This is a genomic window from Rahnella sp. BIGb0603 (genome assembly GCF_024808755.1).
GTDB lineage: Bacteria > Pseudomonadota > Gammaproteobacteria > Enterobacterales > Enterobacteriaceae > Rahnella > Rahnella contaminans.
This window is the reverse complement of record NZ_JANUEX010000010.1, coordinates 41088-62541: the sequence shown is the minus strand read 5'-3', so window position 1 is coordinate 62541 and position 21454 is coordinate 41088. Positions and strand designations below refer to the sequence as shown.

Annotated in this window: 21 protein-coding genes; 7 read left to right on the top strand and 14 right to left on the bottom strand. The window is 52.6% G+C overall.

The annotated features are described in order from the left end of the window. Nucleotides 1–43: 43 nt before the first annotated feature. Complete coding sequence (gene ibpB / locus M2403_RS21690; RefSeq protein ID WP_152323731.1) at nt 44–478, bottom strand: small heat shock chaperone IbpB; 435 nt, start codon at nt 476–478, stop codon at nt 44–46. Between the two features lie 118 nt (nt 479–596). Beyond that, nucleotides 597–1007: a small heat shock chaperone IbpA gene (gene ibpA / locus M2403_RS21685; protein ID WP_152323732.1), complete on the bottom strand. Its 411-nt coding sequence runs from the start codon at nt 1005–1007 to the stop codon at nt 597–599. A gap of 391 nt (nt 1008–1398) precedes the next feature. On the opposite strand from ibpA, the gene M2403_RS21680 reads away from it, so the two are divergent. After that, the gene (locus M2403_RS21680; protein WP_152323733.1) at nt 1399–1776 is read left to right on the top strand and encodes a YceK/YidQ family lipoprotein; all 378 of its coding nucleotides are present in this window, start codon (nt 1399–1401) and stop codon (nt 1774–1776) included. A 51-nt stretch (nt 1777–1827) separates the two neighbouring features. On the opposite strand, the gene M2403_RS21675 is transcribed toward M2403_RS21680, so the two are convergent. From M2403_RS21675 to dnaA, 11 genes are all read right to left on the bottom strand, one after another. After that, nucleotides 1828–3093, bottom strand: a complete 1266-nt coding sequence (locus tag M2403_RS21675) for a DUF3748 domain-containing protein (protein WP_259230904.1) — start codon at nt 3091–3093, stop codon at nt 1828–1830. A gap of 68 nt (nt 3094–3161) precedes the next feature. Further along, on the bottom strand, nt 3162–4457 hold the full coding sequence (locus tag M2403_RS21670; RefSeq protein ID WP_152323735.1) for an MFS transporter: 1296 nt from the start codon (nt 4455–4457) through the stop codon (nt 3162–3164). A gap of 218 nt (nt 4458–4675) precedes the next feature. After that, a complete protein-coding gene (gene dgoD / locus M2403_RS21665) occupies nt 4676–5824 on the bottom strand; it encodes a galactonate dehydratase (RefSeq protein WP_259230903.1) in 1149 nt (382 codons plus the stop codon). Next, on the bottom strand, nt 5821–6438 hold the full coding sequence (locus tag M2403_RS21660) for a 2-dehydro-3-deoxy-6-phosphogalactonate aldolase (protein ID WP_217153267.1): 618 nt from the start codon (nt 6436–6438) through the stop codon (nt 5821–5823). Before M2403_RS21660 ends, dgoD begins: the two co-directional genes overlap by 4 nt. Next, nucleotides 6422–7312 (bottom strand): 2-dehydro-3-deoxygalactonokinase, encoded by an 891-nt coding sequence (locus tag M2403_RS21655; RefSeq protein ID WP_259230900.1) that lies wholly within the window; start codon nt 7310–7312, stop codon nt 6422–6424. Before M2403_RS21655 ends, M2403_RS21660 begins: the two co-directional genes overlap by 17 nt. Continuing rightward, complete coding sequence (locus M2403_RS21650) at nt 7309–8007, bottom strand: FadR/GntR family transcriptional regulator (protein ID WP_152323739.1); 699 nt, start codon at nt 8005–8007, stop codon at nt 7309–7311. The genes M2403_RS21655 and M2403_RS21650 overlap by 4 nt, the downstream gene beginning before the upstream one ends. A gap of 254 nt (nt 8008–8261) precedes the next feature. Beyond that, the gene (gene yidA, locus M2403_RS21645; protein WP_152323740.1) at nt 8262–9077 is read right to left on the bottom strand and encodes a sugar-phosphatase; all 816 of its coding nucleotides are present in this window, start codon (nt 9075–9077) and stop codon (nt 8262–8264) included. A gap of 143 nt (nt 9078–9220) precedes the next feature. After that, a complete protein-coding gene (gyrB, locus tag M2403_RS21640) occupies nt 9221–11635 on the bottom strand; it encodes a DNA topoisomerase (ATP-hydrolyzing) subunit B (protein ID WP_152323741.1) in 2415 nt (804 codons plus the stop codon). Between the two features lie 19 nt (nt 11636–11654). Beyond that, a complete protein-coding gene (gene recF / locus M2403_RS21635; RefSeq protein ID WP_152323742.1) occupies nt 11655–12743 on the bottom strand; it encodes a DNA replication/repair protein RecF in 1089 nt (362 codons plus the stop codon). A gap of 9 nt (nt 12744–12752) precedes the next feature. Continuing rightward, entirely contained in the window at nt 12753–13853 is a 1101-nt protein-coding gene (gene dnaN, locus M2403_RS21630; RefSeq protein WP_013573353.1) for a DNA polymerase III subunit beta, read from the bottom strand. A 4-nt stretch (nt 13854–13857) separates the two neighbouring features. Next, nucleotides 13858–15249 (bottom strand): chromosomal replication initiator protein DnaA, encoded by a 1392-nt coding sequence (dnaA, locus tag M2403_RS21625; RefSeq protein WP_152323743.1) that lies wholly within the window; start codon nt 15247–15249, stop codon nt 13858–13860. A gap of 685 nt (nt 15250–15934) precedes the next feature. On the opposite strand from dnaA, the gene rpmH reads away from it, so the two are divergent. The 5 genes from rpmH to mnmE all read left to right on the top strand — a co-directional run bounded on the left by rpmH (nt 15935) and on the right by mnmE (nt 19786). Further along, the gene (rpmH, locus tag M2403_RS21620; protein ID WP_009637487.1) at nt 15935–16075 is read left to right on the top strand and encodes a 50S ribosomal protein L34; all 141 of its coding nucleotides are present in this window, start codon (nt 15935–15937) and stop codon (nt 16073–16075) included. Between the two features lie 18 nt (nt 16076–16093). Continuing rightward, the gene (gene rnpA, locus M2403_RS21615; RefSeq protein WP_071823635.1) at nt 16094–16453 is read left to right on the top strand and encodes a ribonuclease P protein component; all 360 of its coding nucleotides are present in this window, start codon (nt 16094–16096) and stop codon (nt 16451–16453) included. Then, nucleotides 16417–16674, top strand: coding sequence for a membrane protein insertion efficiency factor YidD (gene yidD / locus M2403_RS21610; protein ID WP_095924029.1), 258 nt, complete (start codon nt 16417–16419; stop codon nt 16672–16674). The genes rnpA and yidD overlap by 37 nt, the downstream gene beginning before the upstream one ends. Before the next feature lie 2 nt (nt 16675–16676). Then, nucleotides 16677–18311, top strand: a complete 1635-nt coding sequence (yidC, locus tag M2403_RS21605; RefSeq protein WP_165060657.1) for a membrane protein insertase YidC — start codon at nt 16677–16679, stop codon at nt 18309–18311. A gap of 110 nt (nt 18312–18421) precedes the next feature. Beyond that, nucleotides 18422–19786, top strand: coding sequence for a tRNA uridine-5-carboxymethylaminomethyl(34) synthesis GTPase MnmE (gene mnmE, locus M2403_RS21600; protein WP_152323746.1), 1365 nt, complete (start codon nt 18422–18424; stop codon nt 19784–19786). A 70-nt stretch (nt 19787–19856) separates the two neighbouring features. Here mnmE and M2403_RS21595 read toward each other — a convergent pair whose 3' ends face one another. Further along, complete coding sequence (locus M2403_RS21595; RefSeq protein WP_165060651.1) at nt 19857–20456, bottom strand: short chain dehydrogenase; 600 nt, start codon at nt 20454–20456, stop codon at nt 19857–19859. 100 nt (nt 20457–20556) lie between these two features. On the opposite strand from M2403_RS21595, the gene M2403_RS21590 reads away from it, so the two are divergent. Next, nucleotides 20557–21444 (top strand): LysR family transcriptional regulator, encoded by an 888-nt coding sequence (locus tag M2403_RS21590; protein WP_259230897.1) that lies wholly within the window; start codon nt 20557–20559, stop codon nt 21442–21444. Nucleotides 21445–21454: the final 10 nt, after the last annotated feature.

The window sequence follows — 21454 nt, the reverse complement described above, 5'->3', positions numbered from 1 at the left end:
CAAATGTCCTCCTGTTTTCGTTTTTAGCGACTCTGCCGCCGGATTACGCTGACTGATTCTCCAGTGCAGGTTTCTCGGTGCCGATCGCAATTTTCTGTGGCTGCAAAGCTTCCGGTACGTCACGCACCAGATTGATGTGCAGCAGGCCGTTTACAAACTCGGCGGCCGACACATGCATGTGCTCTGCCAGCGTGAAGCTCAGGGTGAAAGGCTTGATCACTAACCCCTGATGCAGATATTCCACTTTCGCTTCCGGCTGAGCAGGCGTACCGCTGACGGTTAAACGCGGCCCTTCCACTTCAATATTCAGCTCGCTCTGCTGGAAACCAGCGAGCGCCAGCGAAATGCGGTAATGATTGTCGTCAGACTTCTCAATATTGTACGGAGGAAAAGCCTGATCGCCGCCCTGCATTGAGCTGGCTAATTTATCAAAACCAATCCACTGACGAAGTAATGGGGAAATATCATAATTACGCATTGTGTAACTCCTTCTTTGAAGCGAGATTAATTAATCCGTCGCCCGATTTGGGTGTGACGGTTCAGCCCCCTGACGGCGAGCCTAAACTTTTTCATTTGTGCGTTGTCTTTATAAACGCTTAGCGGATCTCAATACGCCGTGGTTTGGACGTTTCAGGAACGATGCGTTCCAGATCGATATACAGCAAACCATTCGACAAATTGGCCGCTTTAATTTGAATGTGTTCGGCCAGCTGGAATTTGCGTTCGAAATTACGCTCAGCAATGCCCTGATATAAATATGTGCGGTCAGCGTCAGTCGGTGCATGCGCGCCTTTGACCACTAACATATTGTCGTGCGCTGTAATGTCCAGTTCGGATTCGGCAAATCCCGCTACCGCGATGGCAATCCGGTAATGGTTTTCGTCAACCAATTCAACATTATAAGGAGGATAGCCGCCACCCTGATTCTGACCCGATTCGATAAGATTAAATAAACGGTCAAAACCAATTGCAGAGCGGTATAGTGGTGATAAATCAAAATTACGCATTACTACTTCTCCTGACATTCAGCGAGTATATGTATATAGCCTTCCTGATGGGACAGGCTCGCGGCGCGGTTTATATTCACGATCCCTTCCGGCGATCGTTCCCCTGCGTCGTGCATTAAAAATGGCGATGAAAGAGAGTATTTCAAGTGGGCATTCGCAAGAAAAAGACAAAAATTTTGTTTTCGTTTGAACTGCGGACGTCAAAATACAAATAGTGCGAGGGCGAAAAGCCAGGGACAGCAGGCGGTTTCCTGCAAGATTTCAAATAGTCATTACACTTAATGGGATCGCAGCCACAGAGCTACAGCTTGCTTTGTTAATTTTTTTTGCTGGGTGGTATAAGTCGTTTTGACTTAAAAACTCAGACTGACAGCATAAGATGAGTTCTAACATGATGAAATTTGTACTGACGCCGCTGATGACAGGATGTATTTTTTTAGCGACGAGCGGTTGTTCCAGCGTGATGAGCCACACCGGCGGAGACACCGGCTATTATTCAGGCGCACGCGCTGATGTGAATATGATGAAAAGCGACGACACCAGCTGGGCGATGACCCCGCTGTTGTTAGTGGATTTACCTTTCAGCGCCTTACTCGATACGGTTTTGCTGCCTTATGATTATTATCGCAGCGGAAAGGTCACAACGCGCGACCGCGTCAAAGCCAGCGAAGAGCACAACATTGCGCTGAGCAACGGGGTAGATATCGATCACGTTCCGCCGATGACCACGACGCCGCGCACTCAGAAATCCTCCACACATAAAAAGTAAGCCTCAGCCTGAGGGAATGAAACCGGCCAGACCGGCCGGTTAGGTAAAATCTCAGCGGCTGCCCGTCACGAAAATTTGCGCAAATTCCCCCACCTGACGCATAAAAGCTATCTGGCTGCCGTCGGGGGAATACACTACAGCATCCGCGCACGGCGCGATTTCCGTTCTTCCGGTCAGCCGGTGCATTTCTCCGCTTTCCACATCAAGGCGCATCACGCTGTTATCGCACACCAGCGCCACCGATTTTCCGTCCGGGCTCCAGCTAAACGCCGACTGAATTCCGCTGGTCGAATGGCTGATCTGCACCGGTTTGCCGCCATTGGGCGACACCGTCCAGAACTGCACCACGTCTTTTTCATCTTTCATCAGAAACGCAATCTGGCTGCCATCCGGCGAAGACCGTAACCAGTGACGCGGCTGAGCGGCGACGCCTTTTTCGGTAAACGTAATGCGCCGCTGTTTCACGCCCGACGGTGGCGCAGGCAGCGTGTCCGGCGTTCCCTGCAACGGTTTTCCCCCTGCTTTCAGGTAATCCGCGTCGTCTTCCGGAAGATCCACCACGAAAATTTCCGGATGCTTTTCTCCGATGGCGGAAAGCGTGTCGCCAATAAAGGCCAGCGCCCACCGCTGACGTGAACCGCCTGTTTTGACATAGCCTTCGAGCCCGATCCAGCCTTCTTCGTAAGCACGGTTAATGTCATCGCTGCCAGGCCGCGGCTGGGACGTTGTTTCGCTGACCAGCACGCTGAAATGGCTGCCATCGTATTCGCGGGGATGATGTTTTGGCGGCATGACGGGGTGTCCGGATAAGGCGACACCGACGTTACGTAAATCCAGAGCAGGACTCAGTTCATGCAAAACATGGTCATTGTAGGTAAAGCTGAGGCGGGAGCCGTCGGGGCTGAAAACGTGAACATGCGTACCGCCACGCAAAGCACCGGGCGTAAACGGCGCGGTGATGTCCATCGCATCGAGCGTCACGGCCTGCGCGCACTCCGGCTCAGAGACAATGACACCGCGGCGATGATGGAAATCATACTGCCAGCGGGCATCCGGGTTTTCCGGACCATGAATAAACGCATAACGGGCCGGCTGGAGCGGGCTGACTGTGACCACGCCCACATGAGCATTTTCACCGGCGCGATAAAGGACTTCCGTCTCGCCGGTTTTCACATTCACACGCTCAATGGTCGAACCGGTGAAAGAGCCACCGTGCGGACGCACGTCATACACCAGCCACTGGCTGTCCGGCGTCCAGACGTTAATGTTGGTCAGCTGATGCCCGCGGGCATCAGTAGTGAGTTGTTTTTCATTCATGCGTTCAGGCGCGCCCTGCCGTTTAAAGTATGCCTAAGAATAGGGGACTCAAACGGCAGTGGCAATCTTCAGCAATCTCCGACACGTTTCACTTCACCCACCAGGAAGATATAAGAAAGTGCACCCAGTAAAGCGACAACGGAAATATAAGTTAATGACGGGGCAAAACCGTAATCCTGCGCCAAATAACCGACAACTAACGGAACGGTAATTCCGCCTAAACCGCCTGCCAGATTAAATACACCCCCGGTCAGCCCGATTAATCTTACCGGAGCTAATGACGAAACCAGCGACCAGGTAATAGAGGCAAAACCATTACCAAAGAAAGCCAGCGCCATTAATATCATGATCCACATCGGGTCATTGGTATAATTCGCCCCCATAATGCAGGTAGATAATAACAACCCGCAGATGATCGGTAATTTACGCGCAAAACCAATCGACTTACCTTTACGCACCAGTTTATCCGCCACCATTCCGGATAATAACACGCCGAAAAAGGCCGCGAGGAAAGGTACCGTTGTCATAAATCCGGCGGTGAGCGCCGCAATATGTTTTTCCTGGGTCAGATAATTAGGGAACCAGGTCAGGAAAAACCACAACGTTGACGCGACAGCAAATTGTCCTAAATAAACCCCGACCAGTTTGCGGTTAAATACCAGTTTCCAGTCTGCGGATGTCAGCGGAGTTCGTGATTTTTTATCCGCCGGTGCATCGCCATCCACCATGCCGCCGCCCGCGCGGATATGTTCCAGCTCTTCTGCATTCACGCCTTTGCTTTTACGCGGCGACTGATACACGCAGAACCACAGCAGCGACCAGATAATACCGATGCCACCGGTGATAATGAACACCCAGTGCCAGCTGAGCATTTCCTGGATCCAGATCAGCAGCGGCGTCAGGAAGGCTAATCCGACAAACTGGCCGGAGGTGTAAAAGCCCACGGCAGACGCACGCTCCTGTTCCGGGAACCAACTGGTCACCATGCGGTTATTAGTCGGGAAAGCGGGTGCTTCAAACATGCCCGTCACGGCGCGCAGGCCAATCAGTGACGCTAATCCGCCAGCAAATCCCTGTAAAAGGGTGACGACTGACCAGCCGAAAATGGCGATGAAATAAGTCATCCTCGAACCGAACCGGTCAAGGAACCAGCCGCCGGGGATCTGGCAGGCGGTATAGGTCCATGCAAAGGCGGAGAAGATATATCCCATCTGCGTTTTGCTTATTCCGAATTCCTGCTGAATATGGGAAGACGCGACAGCCAGATTCGCGCGATCGACATAACAAATAACTACTGTAATGAATATCATGAATAAGGTGACGTAACGTCTTTTTGTCGGTCTGACTTGTAGGGTGGTATCCATTTTTATTTCCTGGTAATGGTTATTCTGACTAACAGGCGTAAGGGTGACTCAGAAATTGCCCTGATTATTTAATGTTTGTAATCACTTAAATTATTACCTTAAATCATTCGAACGTTATCAAGGCGGCAATGGAAAGAATCCCCGGAAACTTACTTAAGTAATTGACCTGGGTGAATGAAAGCAGCCAACGCAGAAAACGATTGAAAGATGACAGGTAATTACCATTCAGCGACGGCCCCGTCAGGATAACGCCACAACGGGTTACGCCAGTCAGGAGCATTTTTACTTCGTTCAATCACTAACTCTTCATTTATTTCCACGCCCAGACCGGGTTTATTTAACGGATAGAAATAACCATCGGTCATTTCGAAGTCGTCTTTATTAATGACGAAATCGAGTAATTCCGCGCCCTTGTTATAATGAATGCCCATACTTTGTTCCTGAAGCACGGCATTGCGCGAGACGAAATCAAGATGCAGACAGGAAGCCAGCGCAATCGGCCCGAGCGGACAATGCGGAGCCAGCGCGACATCGTAGGATTCGGCCATCGCCGCAATTTTGAAGCATTCGGTGATCCCGCCAGCGTGCGAGAGATCAGGTTGCACAATCGCCAGACCGCCATCGGCCAGCACACGTTTGAAATCGAAACGGGAGAACATGCGTTCACCGGCAGCAATCGGAATATGCGTTTGTGCGGCAAGACGCGGGTAATATTCGGCCTGCTCGGCCAGCACCGGTTCTTCGATAAATAACGGGCGATACGGTTCGAGTTCTTTGATCAGGATTTTTGCCATCGGCGCACTGACACGACCATGGAAATCCAGACCAAACTCAATTTCATTGCCGAACTCAGCGCGGATTTGCGCAGCCTGTGCGACGGCAGCATCCACCTGACGGGCGTTTTCGATAATGCCCATTTCTTCACAACCGTTCAGTTTGAAGGTATCAAATCCGATGGCGCGCAGTTTGTTGATGCCATCAATCAGCTCTGATGGCCGGTCACCGCCCACCCAACTGTAGGCTTTGATTTTATCGCGCACCAGACCGCCCAGCAGCTGATAAACCGGTACGCCCAGCGCTTTACCTTTGATGTCCCACAGTGCCTGATCGATACCTGAAATCGCACTCATCAGGATCGGGCCGCCACGGTAAAATCCGCCACGATACAACGTCTGCCAGATGTCGTTAATACGCGCCGGATCCTGCCCGATAACGTATTCACTCAATTCATGGACCGCCGCTTCAACGCTGCGCGCACGCCCTTCGATAACCGGTTCGCCCCAGCCCGTTATACCTTCATCGGTTTCAATCTTCAGAAACATCCATCGCGGTGGGAGGCGGTAAGTGGTCAGTTTGGTGACTTTCATTGTGTTGCATCCTTATAGGCCTGGATAAATGCTTTGGCCTTGAGCGCCGTCGTTTCAGGCGTCTGCCCTGCGCGGTATAAATCGCTGCCGAGTCCTGCACCGGCACAGCCCGCATTGAGATAGATCGCCAGATTTTCAGGCGTCACACCGCCGACGGCAAATACCGGAACACGTGCGGGCAGCACCGCTTTCAGGGCTTTGATGTAGTCGGGGCCGAAAGCCGATGACGGGAAGATTTTCAGCGCCTGCGCACCGGCTTCCAGTGCTGTAAAGGCTTCGGTGGCGGTCGCACAACCGGCGCAAACCGTCATCCCCAGTTCGACCGCCCGGCGAATGACCTGCGGATTGATATTCGGCGTGACCACCAGTTTGCTGCCAAGCGAATGAAGTACATCAACCTGCTGCGGTTCCAGCACGGTACCCGCACCCAAAAGCGCCTGCGCGCCAAACGTGCTTACTGCCAGCCGGATACTTTCCTGCCAGTCCGGTGAATTGAGCGGGATTTCTACCGCGTCAAAACCGGCCTCCAGCAGGACGGAAATATGCTGATTCACTTCCTGCGGACGAATGCCGCGCAGAATGGCGATAAGCGGGATTTCAGTTGCCCATTGCATTTACGATCCTCCTTATTCCTGATTGAAAAGCCTGATCGCCGTCGAAAGCCTGCCAGCTGACCCCCGCCAGACGGAGTGCCTGCGCGTAACGTTCAGTCAGCTGCGGATTTCCGATGAGGGTGACCGAATGATGATGGCCAAAAAGCCTGAGCATCTGCGCGACTTCACTGCCAATCAGTAAGCCGGAAAGCCAGTCGCTGACGGCAGATTTGTCCAGCCGGTTCAGCACATGCGCCGCGCGCACTTCAAATAAGCGACCGGTGATGTCCGGCTGGCTGAAACCTTTGCTGAGCCCTTGCAGGAAGACATCGGCGGCAGGTTGCTGCGCGGGTAAACCTTTGCCGATCAGCGAATGATTCATCAGAAGATAGTGAAGTTCGCCGGTCATGGCTGTCCGAAAATCAAGAACCTGACTGCCGTCAGTCTCAACCCATTTACTGTGGGTGCCGGGCATCAGATACACGGAGGCAGGAGAATCATGAACCGCGCCGAGCAGCTGAGTTTCTTCGCCGCGCATCACGTTGCAGTTGTCGTCACGACTGACGCTGATCCCCGGCACAATCCATGCTTTTACCGGCAATGCGGCGTGGACAGGGTAAAGATGTTGCCCGAGCGCATCGAGGGAAAACGGTGCGGCAAGATAAGGTACATCCACCCAGCCAGCGTTACTGCCAATCATCCCCGCCATAATCACGGGGAGATTTAAGGATTGCCACGGCGCAATCACGTCGTTGAATACCTGCTGTGGCGTGGTGCCTTCCAGCCGGGTAATTCCCCGTTCTGAACGGACTTCTGCGGTGCATTCTCCCTGCTGATACAAAAAAGCGCGCAGGTTGGTGGAACCCCAGTCCAGCGCGATATAGCTTGCTGTCATGTAATGTCCTTGAGTCGTTTCGTCGAAGAGGCAATCATTTTCATGGCCGCCTGCTCCGCCGCGTTGGCATCCTGATGCCGGATTGCGTGGAACAATTCCTGATGTTCCTGCAAGGTGACCGGCATGTTGTTGTCATCTGGCATGTAGGTTCTTTCAAATACCGCACGTTGCAATGAGCTGATAGCAACACTCAGCTGCTGTAAAACCGGGTTATGTACCGCCGCCAGCACCGCTTCATGGAAGCCAATATCCGCTTCGTTAAACGCATCGCGGTCCTGATGATTAGCGATCATGTTGTTCAGCGCTTCTTCGATCACCGCCAGTTCACCGGAGGTCGCCCTTTCGGCTGCCCAGCGCGCAATCGCCGGCTCCACCAGATTACGTACTTCACTCATGGCAGCGATCAGTCGCGGGTCGTAATCACTGGCCAGTACCCACTGCAAAACGTCGGTATCGAGGTAATTCCACTGATTTCGCGGACTGACAAAAGCGCCGCGATAACGTTTGATTTCGACCAGCCGTTTCGCCGTCAGCGAGCGCAGCACTTCGCGGATAATGTTGCGCGACGTCTCAAACTGCTCGCAAAGCTCCATTTCTGAAGGCAGTGCCGCGCCGGGGATGTATTTTCCGCTGACAATTTGCTGGCCCATTTCCAGGACCAGACGGTCGGTTTTACTGAGTTCATGTGAAGGCATAACTTCTCCGGGGCTGAAGGATAAAACCCTACTTTACCGCTCAGACCCTTGCCGGTCTCTGGATTGCTGCACAATCTTATAAGCTTCCCTGCAAAATGCATGATCATAGTAGTACCAAACAATTACTTTGTACTACAATCCAGATCACAAAACAGACAATCCAGGTATATTCATCAGGAAGGAAGGGATCAGGAGGGGAGACGGATGTGAACGGCCTGGTTTCAGAAAAACAGGCCGGGGATATCAGGAAGGATTTACTGACCTAACACGAACTTATTCACCGCAAACGCGACACCGTCTTCGGTGTTGGTTTTGGTGACGAACTGGCTGACGGCTTTGACGCTGTCCAGCGCATTGCCCATCGCGACGCCGATTCCGGCGTATTCCAGCATCGCAATGTCGTTTTCCTGGTCACCCAGCGTCATCACGCTTTCGCGCGCGATACCCAGTTTTTCCGCCAGCACTTTCACGCCTTCGCCTTTGTTGACGCGCTTATCGAGAATTTCGAGGAAATACGGCGAGCTTTTCATGATGGTGTAGTTTTCTTTTGCTTCTGCTGGCAGCTGGCTGATGGCGCTGTCCAGCAACTCGGGATCATCAATCATCATGACTTTCGGGAAGGTCAGCGCAGGATCCATTTCCTCTGCCGGACAGAATTGCAGCGGAATGCCCGTAGTGAAGGACTCGTGCACGCTGTATTTGCTGATAAAGCGGTTGGCAGTAAACAGGTCGGTTTTAGTCAGCGCATGGAAATGCACACCCAGCTCACGCGCCAGTTGTTCAAAGTAGTGATAATCTTCAATTGTGAGGGCTACTTCGGCAATCACGCTGCCATCTTTCGCATTATGTACCAGCGCACCGTTATTGGTGATGCAGTAGCATCCGTCCTGCTGCAAATCCAGTTCCATCAGATAGCGCTGTACACCGACGAAGGGACGTCCGGTTGCCAGAACGATTTGCACACCTTTCGCCCGCGCTTCTGACAACGCTTTTTTAACGGCCGGTGTCACTTCATGCTGCGGATTGAGCAACGTCCCGTCCATATCAATTGCAATTAATTCAATAGCCATAGCATCCTCAGAGTTTGAAAAGTCTTCATCAATGCTAACGCGATTACCCGCTGTAAAGCCAGCCGGAATGCGGGCTGCGTCAGACGAAAAAAAAAGTCCGAAGCGGTTTCCCGGTTCGGACTCTTTATCAGCTTATGCCGTTATCAGATATCGATGTTGGCAGCTTTCAGGGCGTTCTCTTCGATGAAAGCGCGGCGCGGTTCAACCGCATCGCCCATCAGCGTGGTGAACAACTGGTCAGCGGCAATGGCGTCTTTAACGGTCACACGTAACATGCGACGTTGCTCAGGATCCATTGTGGTTTCCCACAGCTGATCAGGGTTCATTTCGCCCAGACCTTTGTATCGCTGAATCGACAGACCACGACGGGACTCTTTCACCAGCCATTCCAGCGCCTGCTCAAAGCTGGTCACTGGCTGACGGCGTTCGCCACGTTCGATGAAGGCATCTTCTTCGATCAGGTCGCGCAGCTGTTCGCCGAGCGCACAGATTTTGCGGTATTCGCCGCCCTGAATGAAGTCTGCATCTAAATCGTAATCGGTATCGACGCCGTGCGTACGGATACGCAGAACCGGTTCGAACAGCTGATGCTCACGGTTTTCACGGACGATCGCGCTGTAAGAACTGCCATGCTGCTCTTTCTCGTTAAGGCGCGCCACCAGCGATTCCATCCAGGCCTGAACTTTCGCCTGATCGGTCAGATCCGCGCCCGGCAGGGTCGGCTGATAAATCAGGTTATTCAGCAGCGCACGCGGATAACGACGTTCCATACGGCCAATCATTTTCTGCACGCTGTGATGTTCAGCCACCAGTTTTTCCAGCGGTTCACCCGCCAGGGCTGGTGCATGGGCGTTGGCGTGTAACGTTGCCCCGTCCATCGCAATGGAAATCTGATACTGATCCATCGCTTCGTCGTCTTTAATATACTGTTCCTGCTTGCCTTTTTTGACTTTGTACAATGGCGGCTGTGCGATAAATACATGGCCACGTTCTACAATTTCAGGCATCTGACGATAGAAGAAGGTCAGCAGCAAGGTACGGATGTGTGAACCATCGACGTCGGCATCGGTCATGATGATGATGCTGTGATAGCGCAGTTTGTCCGGGTTGTATTCGTCACGGCCAATGCCGCAACCGAGCGCGGTAATCAGCGTTGCCACTTCCTGAGAAGAAAGCATTTTGTCAAAGCGCGCTTTCTCAACGTTGAGGATTTTACCTTTGAGCGGCAGAATCGCCTGGTTCTTACGGTTACGGCCTTGTTTTGCAGAGCCGCCCGCTGAGTCCCCTTCCACTAAGTACAGTTCGGAATGAGCCGGGTCGCGTTCCTGACAATCTGCCAGTTTGCCTGGCAAGCCAGCCAGATCCAGCGCGCCTTTACGACGGGTCATTTCGCGGGCTTTACGCGCCGCTTCACGGGCACGGGCCGCATCGATGATTTTGCCGACAACGATTTTGGCGTCTGACGGGTTTTCCATCAGGTAATCCACCAGCTTCTCGTTCATCAGCGTTTCAACAGCCGTTTTCACTTCGGAAGAAACCAGTTTGTCTTTGGTCTGGGAAGAGAACTTCGGATCCGGAACCTTCACAGAAACCACAGCAATCAGGCCTTCACGGGCATCGTCACCGGTGGCGCTGATTTTGGATTTCTTGCTGTAGCCCTCTTTATCCATGTACGCGTTCAGGGTACGGGTCATTGCCGAACGGAAACCGGCTAAGTGAGTCCCGCCATCACGCTGTGGAATGTTGTTGGTGAAGCAGTAGATGTTTTCCTGGAAACCATCGTTCCACTGCAACGCCACTTCAACGCCAATGTCATCTTTTACCGTGGAGAAATAGAACACGGTCGGATGAATTGGGGTTTTGTTTTTGTTCAGATATTCCACGAAAGCTTTGATACCGCCTTCATAATGGAAGTGATCATTCTTCCCATCACGTTTATCCAGCAGGCGGATTGCCACGCCGGAGTTCAGGAATGACAGTTCGCGCAGGCGTTTCGCCAGAATGTCATACTCGAATTCGGTGTGATTGGTGAAGGTGTTAAAGCTCGGCCAGAAACGCACCGTGGTACCGGTTACGTCAGTATCGCCAATAACTTTCAGCGGATCCTGCGGCTCACCGTGTACGTAAGTCTGGGTATGGACTTTACCTTCGCGGCGGATAACCAGTTCCAGTTTTTCCGACAGGGCGTTAACGACGGAAACACCCACGCCATGCAGACCGCCGGAGACTTTATACGAGTTATCGTCAAATTTACCGCCAGCGTGAAGAACGGTCATGATGACCTGAGCAGCAGAAACGCCCTCTTCTTCGTGAATACCGGTCGGAATACCACGGCCATCATCCTGTACGGAAACAGAGTTATCCGCATGGATCGTGACCTGAATCTCTTTACAGTGGCCCGCGAGGGCTTCGTCGATAGCGTTGTCCACAACCTCGAATACCATGTGGTGCAGACCAGTGCCGTCATCGGTATCGCCGATATACATGCCGGGGCGCTTACGCACCGCGTCCAGCCCTTTTAATACCTTGATACTTGAGGAGTCATAAGAATTCGACATCAACGTTTCTCGCTCATTTTTAGTCCTGTGATAGAACGGCTATTTTACCTTGTTCCACGCGGAACATCTTGCCCTTTTCACCCATCATGTCGGTCACTTGTTCAGCGCTAATCGCACTGACAAAAACCTGTGCCTGGGTGGCTTTAAGGCGATCGGCCAGCAACCGACGTCGGTCGGCGTCCAGCTCAGAGGCAAAATCGTCAAGAAGATACAGGCAACGCCGCCCGCTCTGTCGGGTGAGAAACTCACCCTGCGCCAGTCTCAGCGCACACATCAGTAATTTCAGCTGCCCTCGGGACAGTAAATCTTCCACCGGCGTGCCGTCGGCACGAATGCGGAAATCCGCCTTATGCGGGCCTGATGCGGTATAGGTTAAGGCTCTGTCGCGCTCAAAATTACGCTCCAGCAACTCGCCATACTCCGTTTCCTTGTCCCATCCACGCTGGAAAGAAAAACTGAGGGCGAATTCAGGCAGGAATTGCGCGCAGGTCGCGCTGATATCAGCCGCGATCGCGTCGCTGTATGCTGCCCGCCATTCGCTAATGCGCTCGGCTAACGGGATCAATTCCTGATCCCAGGCACGAATTTGCGCATAACGAGTCACCTGTCGCAGCGCGGCGTTGCGCTGCTTGAGTAACCGTCGCAGGTTGCTCCAGGCGATAAAAAAACCGGGGTCGTGATGAAAACAGCCCCAGTCGATAAATGCCCGCCGGTATTTCGGCCCGCCATTGAGCAGGGTGAAACCTTCGGGTGTGATCAGTTGCATCGGCAGCATTTGTGCCAGTTCAGACACTTTGTGGCCGTCACTGCCATCAATACGCACTTTGCTGTCACCCTGACGGCTTTTGCTCAAGCCAATCGACAGCTCACGATCACCGCCATCATCCACACGGGCATGAAGAACAAACTCCGGCTGATCGTGACGGATAACACGTCCGGCCTGCAAACTGCGAAAAGCGCGGCCATGCCCCAGCGTATAGACCGCTTCGAGCACGCTGGTTTTACCGCTGCCATTGGGACCGACCAGAAAGTTAAAACCGGGCGACGGATCTAAATCCGCCGCCTCGATGTTGCGGAAATCTTTTATCAGTAAGCGCGTTAAGGCCATTAATTCAGACTAGAGCCTCATAGGCATAACAACGTAGGCCGCTGACTGACTCGCAGCGTCTTCGATCTGCACGCTGGAGACGGAGTCTGTCAGCAGCAGATTAACGTCTTCGCACTTGAGGGCATTGAGCACATCAAGTACGTAACTGACGTTAAAGCCGATTTCCATTTCGGTGCCTTCGTAACCGACATCCAGAATTTCTTCTGCTTCTTCCTGTTCCGGGTTATTCGCAGTGATTTTCAGCTGGTTATGGCTGACGTACAAACGCACACCACGGAATTTTTCGTTAGAAAGAATGGCCGCACGGGCAAAGGCCTGTTTCAGCAGGTCACAACCTGCCTGCAACGTTTTGTCCGGATTCTTCGGCAATACGCGGCGATAATCAGGGAAACGGCCATCAACCAGCTTGGAAGTGAAAATGAAGTCACCGACGTGCGCACGGATGTTGTTGCTACCGATTTGCAGTTGCAGCGTGGTGTCGCCGCCGTCAAGCAGACGAACCAGTTCCATCACGCCTTTACGCGGCACGATCACCGAATGCGATGGCAGAGACTGGCCGATTGGCATAGAACAGACGGCCAGACGGTGACCGTCGGTCGCCACGGTACGCAGTTCTTCACCTTCGGTTTCAAACAGCATGCCGTTTAAATAATAACGAACGTCCTGATGTGCCATAGAAAACTGCGTGGCTTCAATCAGACGTTTCAACGTGGCCTGCGGCAGGGTGAATTCCACCTCGCTTTGCCAGTCGTCGAGATTAGGGAAATCTGTGGCCGGTAAGGTCGACAGCGAGAAACGGCTGCGGCCTGATTTTACCAGCATGCGGTCGCCATCAAGAGCGACGGAAATTTCCGCGCCTTCGGGCAATCCACGGCAGATATCAAAGAATTTACGCGCAGGAACGGTGGTCGCCCCGGCTTCATGTGGCTGAGACAGCGCAACTTTCGCCACCATCTCCATTTCCAAATCCGTCCCGGTCAGCGACAGCGCGCCATCCGTAACCTGTAATAACAGGTTACCCAGAATAGGCAACGTCGGTCGTCCACCCAGCGGGCTACTGACCTGTTGCAGTGGTTTCAGCAAATGCTCACGTTCAACAATAAATTTCATAGCGCTAGGAAGATAATGTTCTGATTAAGTTGGAGAAATCTTCTTTGATGTCGTGACTTTCTTCACGCAACTGCTCGATTTTACGGCAGGCGTGCAACACCGTGGTATGGTCCCGACCACCGAACGCATCGCCGATTTCTGGCAGGCTGTGGTTGGTCAGCTCTTTCGCCAGCGCCATCGCCATCTGGCGTGGGCGGGCTACCGAACGGGAGCGCCGTTTGGAGAGCAGGTCAGCGACCTTGATTTTATAATATTCGGCCACTGTTTTCTGAATATTATCGATAGTGACCAGCTTCTCCTGAAGCGCCAGCAAATCGCGCAGTGCTTCACGAACGAAGTCGATGGTAATCGCGCGGCCGGTAAAGTTGGCATTGGCGATCACGCGGTTCAGTGCGCCTTCAAGCTCACGCACATTAGAACGCAGACGTTTAGCAATAAAGAAGGCAACTTCGCCCGGCAGACGGATATCGTTCTCGTCGGCTTTTTTCATCAGGATCGCCACGCGGGTTTCTAATTCAGGCGGCTCGATCGCCACCGTCAGGCCCCAGCCGAAACGCGATTTCAGACGATCTTCAACACCGTTGATCTCTTTTGGATAGCGATCCGAGGTCAGGATGATCTGCTGATTGCCTTCCAGCAGTGCATTAAAGGTGTGAAAGAACTCTTCCTGTGAACGTTCTTTATTAGCAAAGAATTGAATGTCATCGATGAGCAACGCATCGACAGAACGGTAGTAACGTTTGAACTCTTCAATGGCGTTGTTTTGCAGGGCTTTTACCATGTCCTGCACAAATCGCTCCGAGTGCATGTACACCACTTTTGCATTGGCTTTACGCGCCATGATGCCGTTACCGACCGCATGCAATAAGTGGGTTTTACCCAGACCGGTGCCACCATAAAGGAAAAGCGGGTTGTAGGCGCCGCCCGGATTATCCGCCACCTGACGCGCCGCCGCGCGGGCCAGCTGGTTAGACTTACCTTCGACAAAGTTATCAAAAGTGTGTTTCGGATTGACGTTCGAGCGGTAGGAAAGCTCGGGCTGAGCAGGCGAACTGTCCCAGCTTGGACGTGAAGGTGCCAGACGCGGAATAGCGGGCGCAGCCTGAGAGCTGACGCTGGCCGCAACGGGCTGACTGACGCGTTGCATCACCGGTTTGCTGCCGACTTCAAAACGGAGCAACGGTGCATCCGCCCCACAGAAATCGTTGAGCAAGCCGTTAATATTGTTTAAGTATTTGTCACGAACCCAATCAAGGACAAAACGATTCGGGGCGTAAAGCGCCAGCGTATTGTCGTTGAGTTCCGCCTGTAGGGGGCGTATCCACATACTGAATTCTGTGGCAGGTAGTTCATCCTGCAAACGGGCAAGACATTGCTGCCAAAGCGAAAGTGACACGGCGGACTCCACTCGAACAAGTATCAAAAAAGAAAAGGATCAGGATATTTTTTAAATCATGATTTTTGGCACACGTCCCGCCCATAGAAGGGGGAAATTTCTCTCACCACCCTGTCAGTGGCGTAAAGTCACGTGCGAACCGCTTTTTGCGGTTTTTGTCGAAAGCCACCCAGCCGGGATCGCGATCGGAATGGCGGATCATAACGCAATCCGGCACAGAGATCCTCCCCTTCCTGACAGTTTAGATCCTTTTTATCCACAGGCAGCAGTCAGCGAGTGGGTAAGCTTAGCCGATCCTTTTAAAATTAGGCGATGTAATCATCACTCTGCTGAAAAAATAGGAGTCCGCTGAGCTAATTTTCATCACATTGAGAGAAAGATCTCAGCCCTGTGGATAAGGATCAGGCGAGGATCCTTGCGATTTGCGGCAGAGTCCGTATAATCCTCAGCCCTACGTGTGAAGCCTGTGTTCCTGATGGTCATAACCAGATGGATATTGCGGTGTGACCACGGGCAATTCTGGTAAACACTTGAACCATTTCTGGCAATGTAAATTGACTCAGGACTGTACAGTTATTACAATCCCGCTTCTTTATATGTTGCGACAAAGGCACCGGTCGTTTTTTCGCCGAAATGTCTTCGCGTTTACTGATCAGTAATAATTTAAGTTTAGGTAGAAATCGCCATGAAACGCACTTTCCAACCGTCCGTATTGAAGCGCAACCGTAGCCACGGCTTCCGTGCTCGTATGGCCACCAAAAATGGTCGTCAGGTTCTGGCTCGCCGTCGTGCGAAAGGCCGTACCCGTCTGTCAGCTTCTAAGTAATAAAAGCTAACCTATTTAGTGGTTAAGCTCGCTTTTCCCAGGGAGTTACGTTTGTTAACTCCCCGTCATTTCACTTTCGTCTTCCAGCAGCCACAACGGGCTGGCACGCCGCAAATTACGATACTCGGCCGCCTGAACGAGCTGGGGCATCCCCGCATCGGTCTCACCGTCGCAAAAAAACACGTCAAACGCGCACATGAACGCAATCGGATTAAACGCCTTACCCGCGAAAGTTTCCGGTTGAATCAGCATACGCTGCCGTCGATGGATTTTGTGGTTGTGGCCAAGAAGGGTGTCGCCGATTTAGATAATCGCGCGCTGACGGAAGCGTTGGAGAAATTATGGCGTCGACATTGCCGACAGGCTCCCGCATCCTGATAAAGCTGATACGTGGTTATCAGTTGTTCATCAGTCCGTTGCTCGGGCCACATTGCCGCTTTCGACCAACCTGCTCTCAATACGGTATTGAAGCAATTGGTCGTTTTGGCATGTTAAAAGGCAGTTGGTTGACTTTGAAACGCGTATTAAAATGCCATCCTTTGAACCCAGGTGGTGATGACCCCGTACCGCCGAAAACCGACAATAACAGAGAACACTAACGATGGATTCGCAACGCAATCTTTTCCTCATCGCTCTGCTGTTCGTGTCTTTCATGATCTGGCAGGCATGGCAAACGGACCACGCTCCGCAACCCGCCAACCAGACCACGCAACAGACTGCGAACACTGCAAACGGTGATGCTGCTAACCAGGCTGTTCCTGGTAGCGGACAGGGCAAATTAATTACAGTTAACAGTGATGTGCTGTCATTAACGATCAACACCCGTGGTGGCGACATTGAGCAGGCTCTGCTGACTGCTTACCCTACATCTTTGGGCTCTGACCAGCCTTTCCAGTTACTGGAAACCACTCCTAATTTCATCTATCAGGCACAAAGCGGTCTGACAGGTAAAAATGGTCCAGATAATCCGGCGAACGGCGAACGTCCTCTGTTCCAGGCCAGCTCGGATTCGTTCACTCTGGCAGAAGGCCAGTCTGAACTGCGCATCCCGATGACCTATACGGCTCAAAACGGTGCCATCTTTACCAAAACTTTCGTGATCAAACGTGGCTCCTATGCGGTGAATGTTGAGTACAACGTCAACAACACCACGGCTGCCCCACTTGAACTAACCATGTTTGGCCAGCTCAAACAAACCACCGACTTGCCTAAGCACCGCGATACTGGCAGCAATAACTTTGCTCTGCATACGTTCCGTGGCGCAGCATACTCTTCAAGTGATGACAAATATCAGAAGTATGCGTTCGATAAGAGCGAAGCGCTGAATGTCACCACACAGGGCGGTTGGATTGCTATGTTGCAGCAGTATTTTGCAACGGCGTGGATCCCGTCAGCGAAGGACACCAACACATTCTTCACGACCACCAACAACGGTATCTCATCGATTGGCTTTAAAGGCACACCGTTCACCGTTGCCCCTGGCGCACAACAACAGGTTGCTTCAATCCTGTGGGTGGGCCCGGAAATTCAGGACAAAATGGCCGCTATCGCGCCACACCTTGACCTGACAGTCGATTACGGTTGGTTATGGTTCATTTCTCAGCCGCTGTTCAAACTGTTGAAATTCATTAACAGCTTCGTCGGCAACTGGGGCTTCTCAATCATTGTTATCACCTTCATCGTGCGCGGTATCATGTACCCGCTGACCCGTGCTCAGTACACGTCGATGGCGAAAATGCGCATGTTGCAGCCGAAACTGGCCGCGATGCGTGAACGTATCGGTGATGACAAACAGCGCATGAGTCAGGAAATGATGGCGCTGTATAAGTCTGAGAAAGTGAACCCGCTGGGTGGCTGTCTGCCGCTGGTTATTCAGATGCCAATCTTCCTGGCACTGTATTACATGCTGTCTGGTTCCATTGAATTGCGCCACGCGCCGTTCATCCTGTGGATCCATGACCTGTCAGCGCAAGACCCGTACTACATTCTGCCGGTCATAATGGGTATCACGATGTTCTTCATTCAGAAGATGTCGCCGACCACCGTCACTGACCCGATGCAGCAGAAGATCATGACCTTCATGCCGGTCATCTTCACCGTGTTCTTCCTGTGGTTCCCGTCCGGTCTGGTGGTGTACTACATCGTCAGTAACCTGGTAACCATTCTCCAGCAGCAGCTGATTTATCGCGGGCTGGAAAAACGCGGCCTGCACAGCCGCGACAAGAAAAAGTCATAAGTGAATGTCAGGGCGGCTTCCGTCCTGACAGCTAAACTTGATGATAAAAAACAAAGGCGATCATTTGATCGCCTTTTGCATATCCGTAAATACCCGATGGGAAAAACGTTATGAGCACCTCAGATACCATTATCGCCCAGGCCACCCCACCCGGCCGCGGTGGTGTGGGCATTTTGCGCATTTCTGGCCGTGCGGCGCGTGATGTTGCACAGGTTGTCTTAGGTAAACTGCCAAAGCCGCGTTACGCCGACTATCTGCCATTTCAGGATGCGGACGGCAGTACGCTGGATCAGGGCATCGCGCTGTGGTTCCCCGGCCCTAATTCCTTCACCGGCGAAGACGTGCTTGAGTTACAAGGCCACGGCGGACCGGTGATCCTCGATTTACTGCTCAAACGCATTATCGCGCTGGAAAACGTGCGTATTGCGCGTCCGGGCGAATTCTCTGAGCGTGCTTTCCTCAACGATAAGCTGGATCTGGCACAGGCAGAAGCAATTGCCGATCTTATCGACGCCAGCTCCGAGCAGGCCGCACGCTCAGCGGTTAACTCGCTTCAGGGCGCATTCTCGAACCGTATTCATCATCTGGTGGAAGCACTCACTCACCTGCGGATCTTTGTCGAAGCGGCTATCGACTTCCCGGATGAGGAAATCGACTTTCTGTCAGACGGCAAAATCGAAGCCAAACTTAATACGGTGATGGGCGATCTCGATGCGGTACGTGCTGAAGCCCGTCAGGGCAGCCTGCTGCGTGAAGGGATGAAAGTGGTGATTGCCGGACGCCCGAACGCCGGTAAATCCAGCCTGCTGAACGCGCTGGCCGGTCGTGAAGCGGCGATTGTGACCGACATCGCGGGCACCACGCGCGACGTTCTGCGCGAGCATATTCATCTCGACGGCATGCCTTTGCACATTATTGATACCGCCGGTTTACGTGAAGCCAGCGACGAAGTTGAGCGCATTGGTATCGAACGTGCATGGAATGAGATCGAACAGGCAGACTTAGTGCTGTTTATGGTTGACGGCACCACAACGGCTGCGACTGAACCGGCAGAGATCTGGCCCGAGTTTATGGCACGCCTTCCCGCTTCTTTACCTATCGTCGTGGTACGCAATAAAGCCGATATTACCGCCGAAGCACTGGGGAAAACCGAAGTGAATGGTCACTCACTTATTCGCCTTTCTGCCCGCACCGGCGACGGCGTGGATTTGCTGCGCGATCATCTGAAACAGGTGATGGGCTTTAATCACAACATGGAAGGCGGATTTCTTGCCCGTCGTCGTCACTTGCAGGCGCTGGAAGACGCGGCACAACATCTGGTTCAGGGTAAAGATCAGCTGCTTGGCGCATGGGCAGGTGAATTACTGGCGGAAGAGTTACGCCTTGCACAACAGTCACTGAGTGAAATCACCGGCGAATTCACATCTGATGATTTGCTGGGGCGCATTTTCTCGAGTTTCTGTATCGGTAAATAATTCCCTCCTGGCAACAAACAAAACCCACATTGTAAAATGTGGGTTTTTAATTTTTTTCAACGTATTAGCCTTACCAGACTTTATAAACGCGTCCGGTCTGCGCCCCTTCCACGCTGCGACGATAGGCTTTCGCCACGCGTGCTGCCGGTGCTGCTTCAAAACCCGGAAAGAATGAACCGTAAGCTTTCAGTGACTCTTCCACGACAGTCGGGCTAACCACGTTGATGCGGATACCACGCGGGAGTTCGATCGCCGCCCCCTGCACAAAACCTTCTACAGCCGCATTTACCGTGGTAGCGTTTGCTCCCTGACGGATAGGTTCATCAGCAATAATCCCGCTGGTCAGTGTGATGGAACCCCTCTCGTTCAGGAATGACTGACCGATCAGCGCAATACGTACCTGCCCGAGCAGTTTGTCCTGCAAACCAATATTGAATTGTTCTGCGGTCATTTCAGTCAGCGGGCCAAAGTGCAGGCTGCCGGTGGTGGCAATAATCGCATCGACCTTCCCTGCGTTTTTGAAAAGCGCCCGGACGCTGCTTTCATCGGTAATATCGACCTGAAAATCACCGTGCGTTTTACCTGCAGTGATCACCTCATGATCATCGGCAAACTCACGCACCACAGCGCTCCCCAATGTACCAGTCCCGCCAATCACTAAAATTTTCATCACAGACTCCTCAATGTTGTTGGTAAGTTCATCTTTTACCAAACTCAGGGTTAGATATAGACTCGTATTATTCGTTCTGTTCTAACTCAGGGTTTGTAATGTGGATAAGCTGCGAAATATTGAAGTCTTTGTCAGCGTAGTAGAAACCGGAAATTTCAGTACTGCGGCCGAAAAGCTGGGGATCTCGGCAGTGATGGTCGGCAAGCATATCCAGCTGCTGGAAAAGCATCTGAATGCCCGTCTGTTGCAGCGCACCACCCGCAGGCAAAGCCTGACCGATGCCGGTGAAGTGTTTTATGAAAACGGCAAACGGGTGCTGGAGCAGATGAAATTAACGGAAAGCGCAATGGAAAGCCTGCAAAGCGTTCCCACCGGATTGCTGCGCGTCAGTGCGCCAGTTTCTTTAGGCTCCGGCGTGATTGCGCCGATGCTCGCCCGTTATCTGAATCTCTACCCTCAGGTCAAAGTGGAACTGGTGCTGAGCAATGCCCGCGTCGATTTAATCGGCGAAAATTTCGATCTCGCCATCCGTATTGGTGAAATCGGGGATGACCGGCTGGTCGCCAGGCCACTGAAACCCTATGAAATGGTGATTTGCGCATCGCCGGAGTATTTGCAGCGCAACGGCACACCCGAATCGCCGGAAGATCTGAAAACGCATCCGTGCCTGATCCACTCCGTGTGGAATCAGAGTGAAGGCTGGCATCTGGCGAACGCCGGGCAAACCACGTCGGCGTGGCCGGTGAACAGCCGGTATGTCTCCAACGATGGCCATGCATTGCGCAATGCCGCGCTGGAAGGAGCCGGTTTACTGCTTCAGCCGAAGGTGCTGCTGGCCGAAGATATTCTCCGCGGCAGGCTTATCCCGGTTCTCGAGTCTTTCATTCCCACACCGCGCGCCGTGCATGTGGTTTATCTGCCCGATTTCCGCCCGCGGGCGAAACTGAACAGTCTGATTAACTACATGACAGAAAACGATTTCTACTGATTATTCCTTC

Excerpts from the sequence above, each read along its gene's own strand:
- ibpB (WP_152323731.1), bottom strand. The coding sequence starts at position 478 with ATGCGTAATTATGATATTTCCCCATTACTTCGTCAGTGGATTGGTTTT.
- ibpA (WP_152323732.1), bottom strand. The coding sequence starts at position 1,007 with ATGCGTAATTTTGATTTATCACCACTATACCGCTCTGCAATTGGTTTT.
- M2403_RS21680 (WP_152323733.1), top strand. The coding sequence starts at position 1,399 with ATGATGAAATTTGTACTGACGCCGCTGATGACAGGATGTATTTTTTTA.
- M2403_RS21675 (WP_259230904.1), bottom strand. The coding sequence starts at position 3,093 with ATGAATGAAAAACAACTCACTACTGATGCCCGCGGGCATCAGCTGACC.
- M2403_RS21670 (WP_152323735.1), bottom strand. The coding sequence starts at position 4,457 with ATGGATACCACCCTACAAGTCAGACCGACAAAAAGACGTTACGTCACC.
- dgoD (WP_259230903.1), bottom strand. The coding sequence starts at position 5,824 with ATGAAAGTCACCAAACTGACCACTTACCGCCTCCCACCGCGATGGATG.
- M2403_RS21660 (WP_217153267.1), bottom strand. The coding sequence starts at position 6,438 with ATGCAATGGGCAACTGAAATCCCGCTTATCGCCATTCTGCGCGGCATT.
- M2403_RS21655 (WP_259230900.1), bottom strand. The coding sequence starts at position 7,312 with ATGACAGCAAGCTATATCGCGCTGGACTGGGGTTCCACCAACCTGCGC.
- M2403_RS21650 (WP_152323739.1), bottom strand. The coding sequence starts at position 8,007 with ATGCCTTCACATGAACTCAGTAAAACCGACCGTCTGGTCCTGGAAATG.
- yidA (WP_152323740.1), bottom strand. The coding sequence starts at position 9,077 with ATGGCTATTGAATTAATTGCAATTGATATGGACGGGACGTTGCTCAAT.
- gyrB (WP_152323741.1), bottom strand. The coding sequence starts at position 11,635 with ATGTCGAATTCTTATGACTCCTCAAGTATCAAGGTATTAAAAGGGCTG.
- recF (WP_152323742.1), bottom strand. The coding sequence starts at position 12,743 with ATGGCCTTAACGCGCTTACTGATAAAAGATTTCCGCAACATCGAGGCG.
- dnaN (WP_013573353.1), bottom strand. The coding sequence starts at position 13,853 with ATGAAATTTATTGTTGAACGTGAGCATTTGCTGAAACCACTGCAACAG.
- rpmH (WP_009637487.1), top strand. The coding sequence starts at position 15,935 with ATGAAACGCACTTTCCAACCGTCCGTATTGAAGCGCAACCGTAGCCAC.
- yidD (WP_095924029.1), top strand. The coding sequence starts at position 16,417 with ATGGCGTCGACATTGCCGACAGGCTCCCGCATCCTGATAAAGCTGATA.
- yidC (WP_165060657.1), top strand. The coding sequence starts at position 16,677 with ATGGATTCGCAACGCAATCTTTTCCTCATCGCTCTGCTGTTCGTGTCT.
- mnmE (WP_152323746.1), top strand. The coding sequence starts at position 18,422 with ATGAGCACCTCAGATACCATTATCGCCCAGGCCACCCCACCCGGCCGC.
- M2403_RS21595 (WP_165060651.1), bottom strand. The coding sequence starts at position 20,456 with ATGAAAATTTTAGTGATTGGCGGGACTGGTACATTGGGGAGCGCTGTG.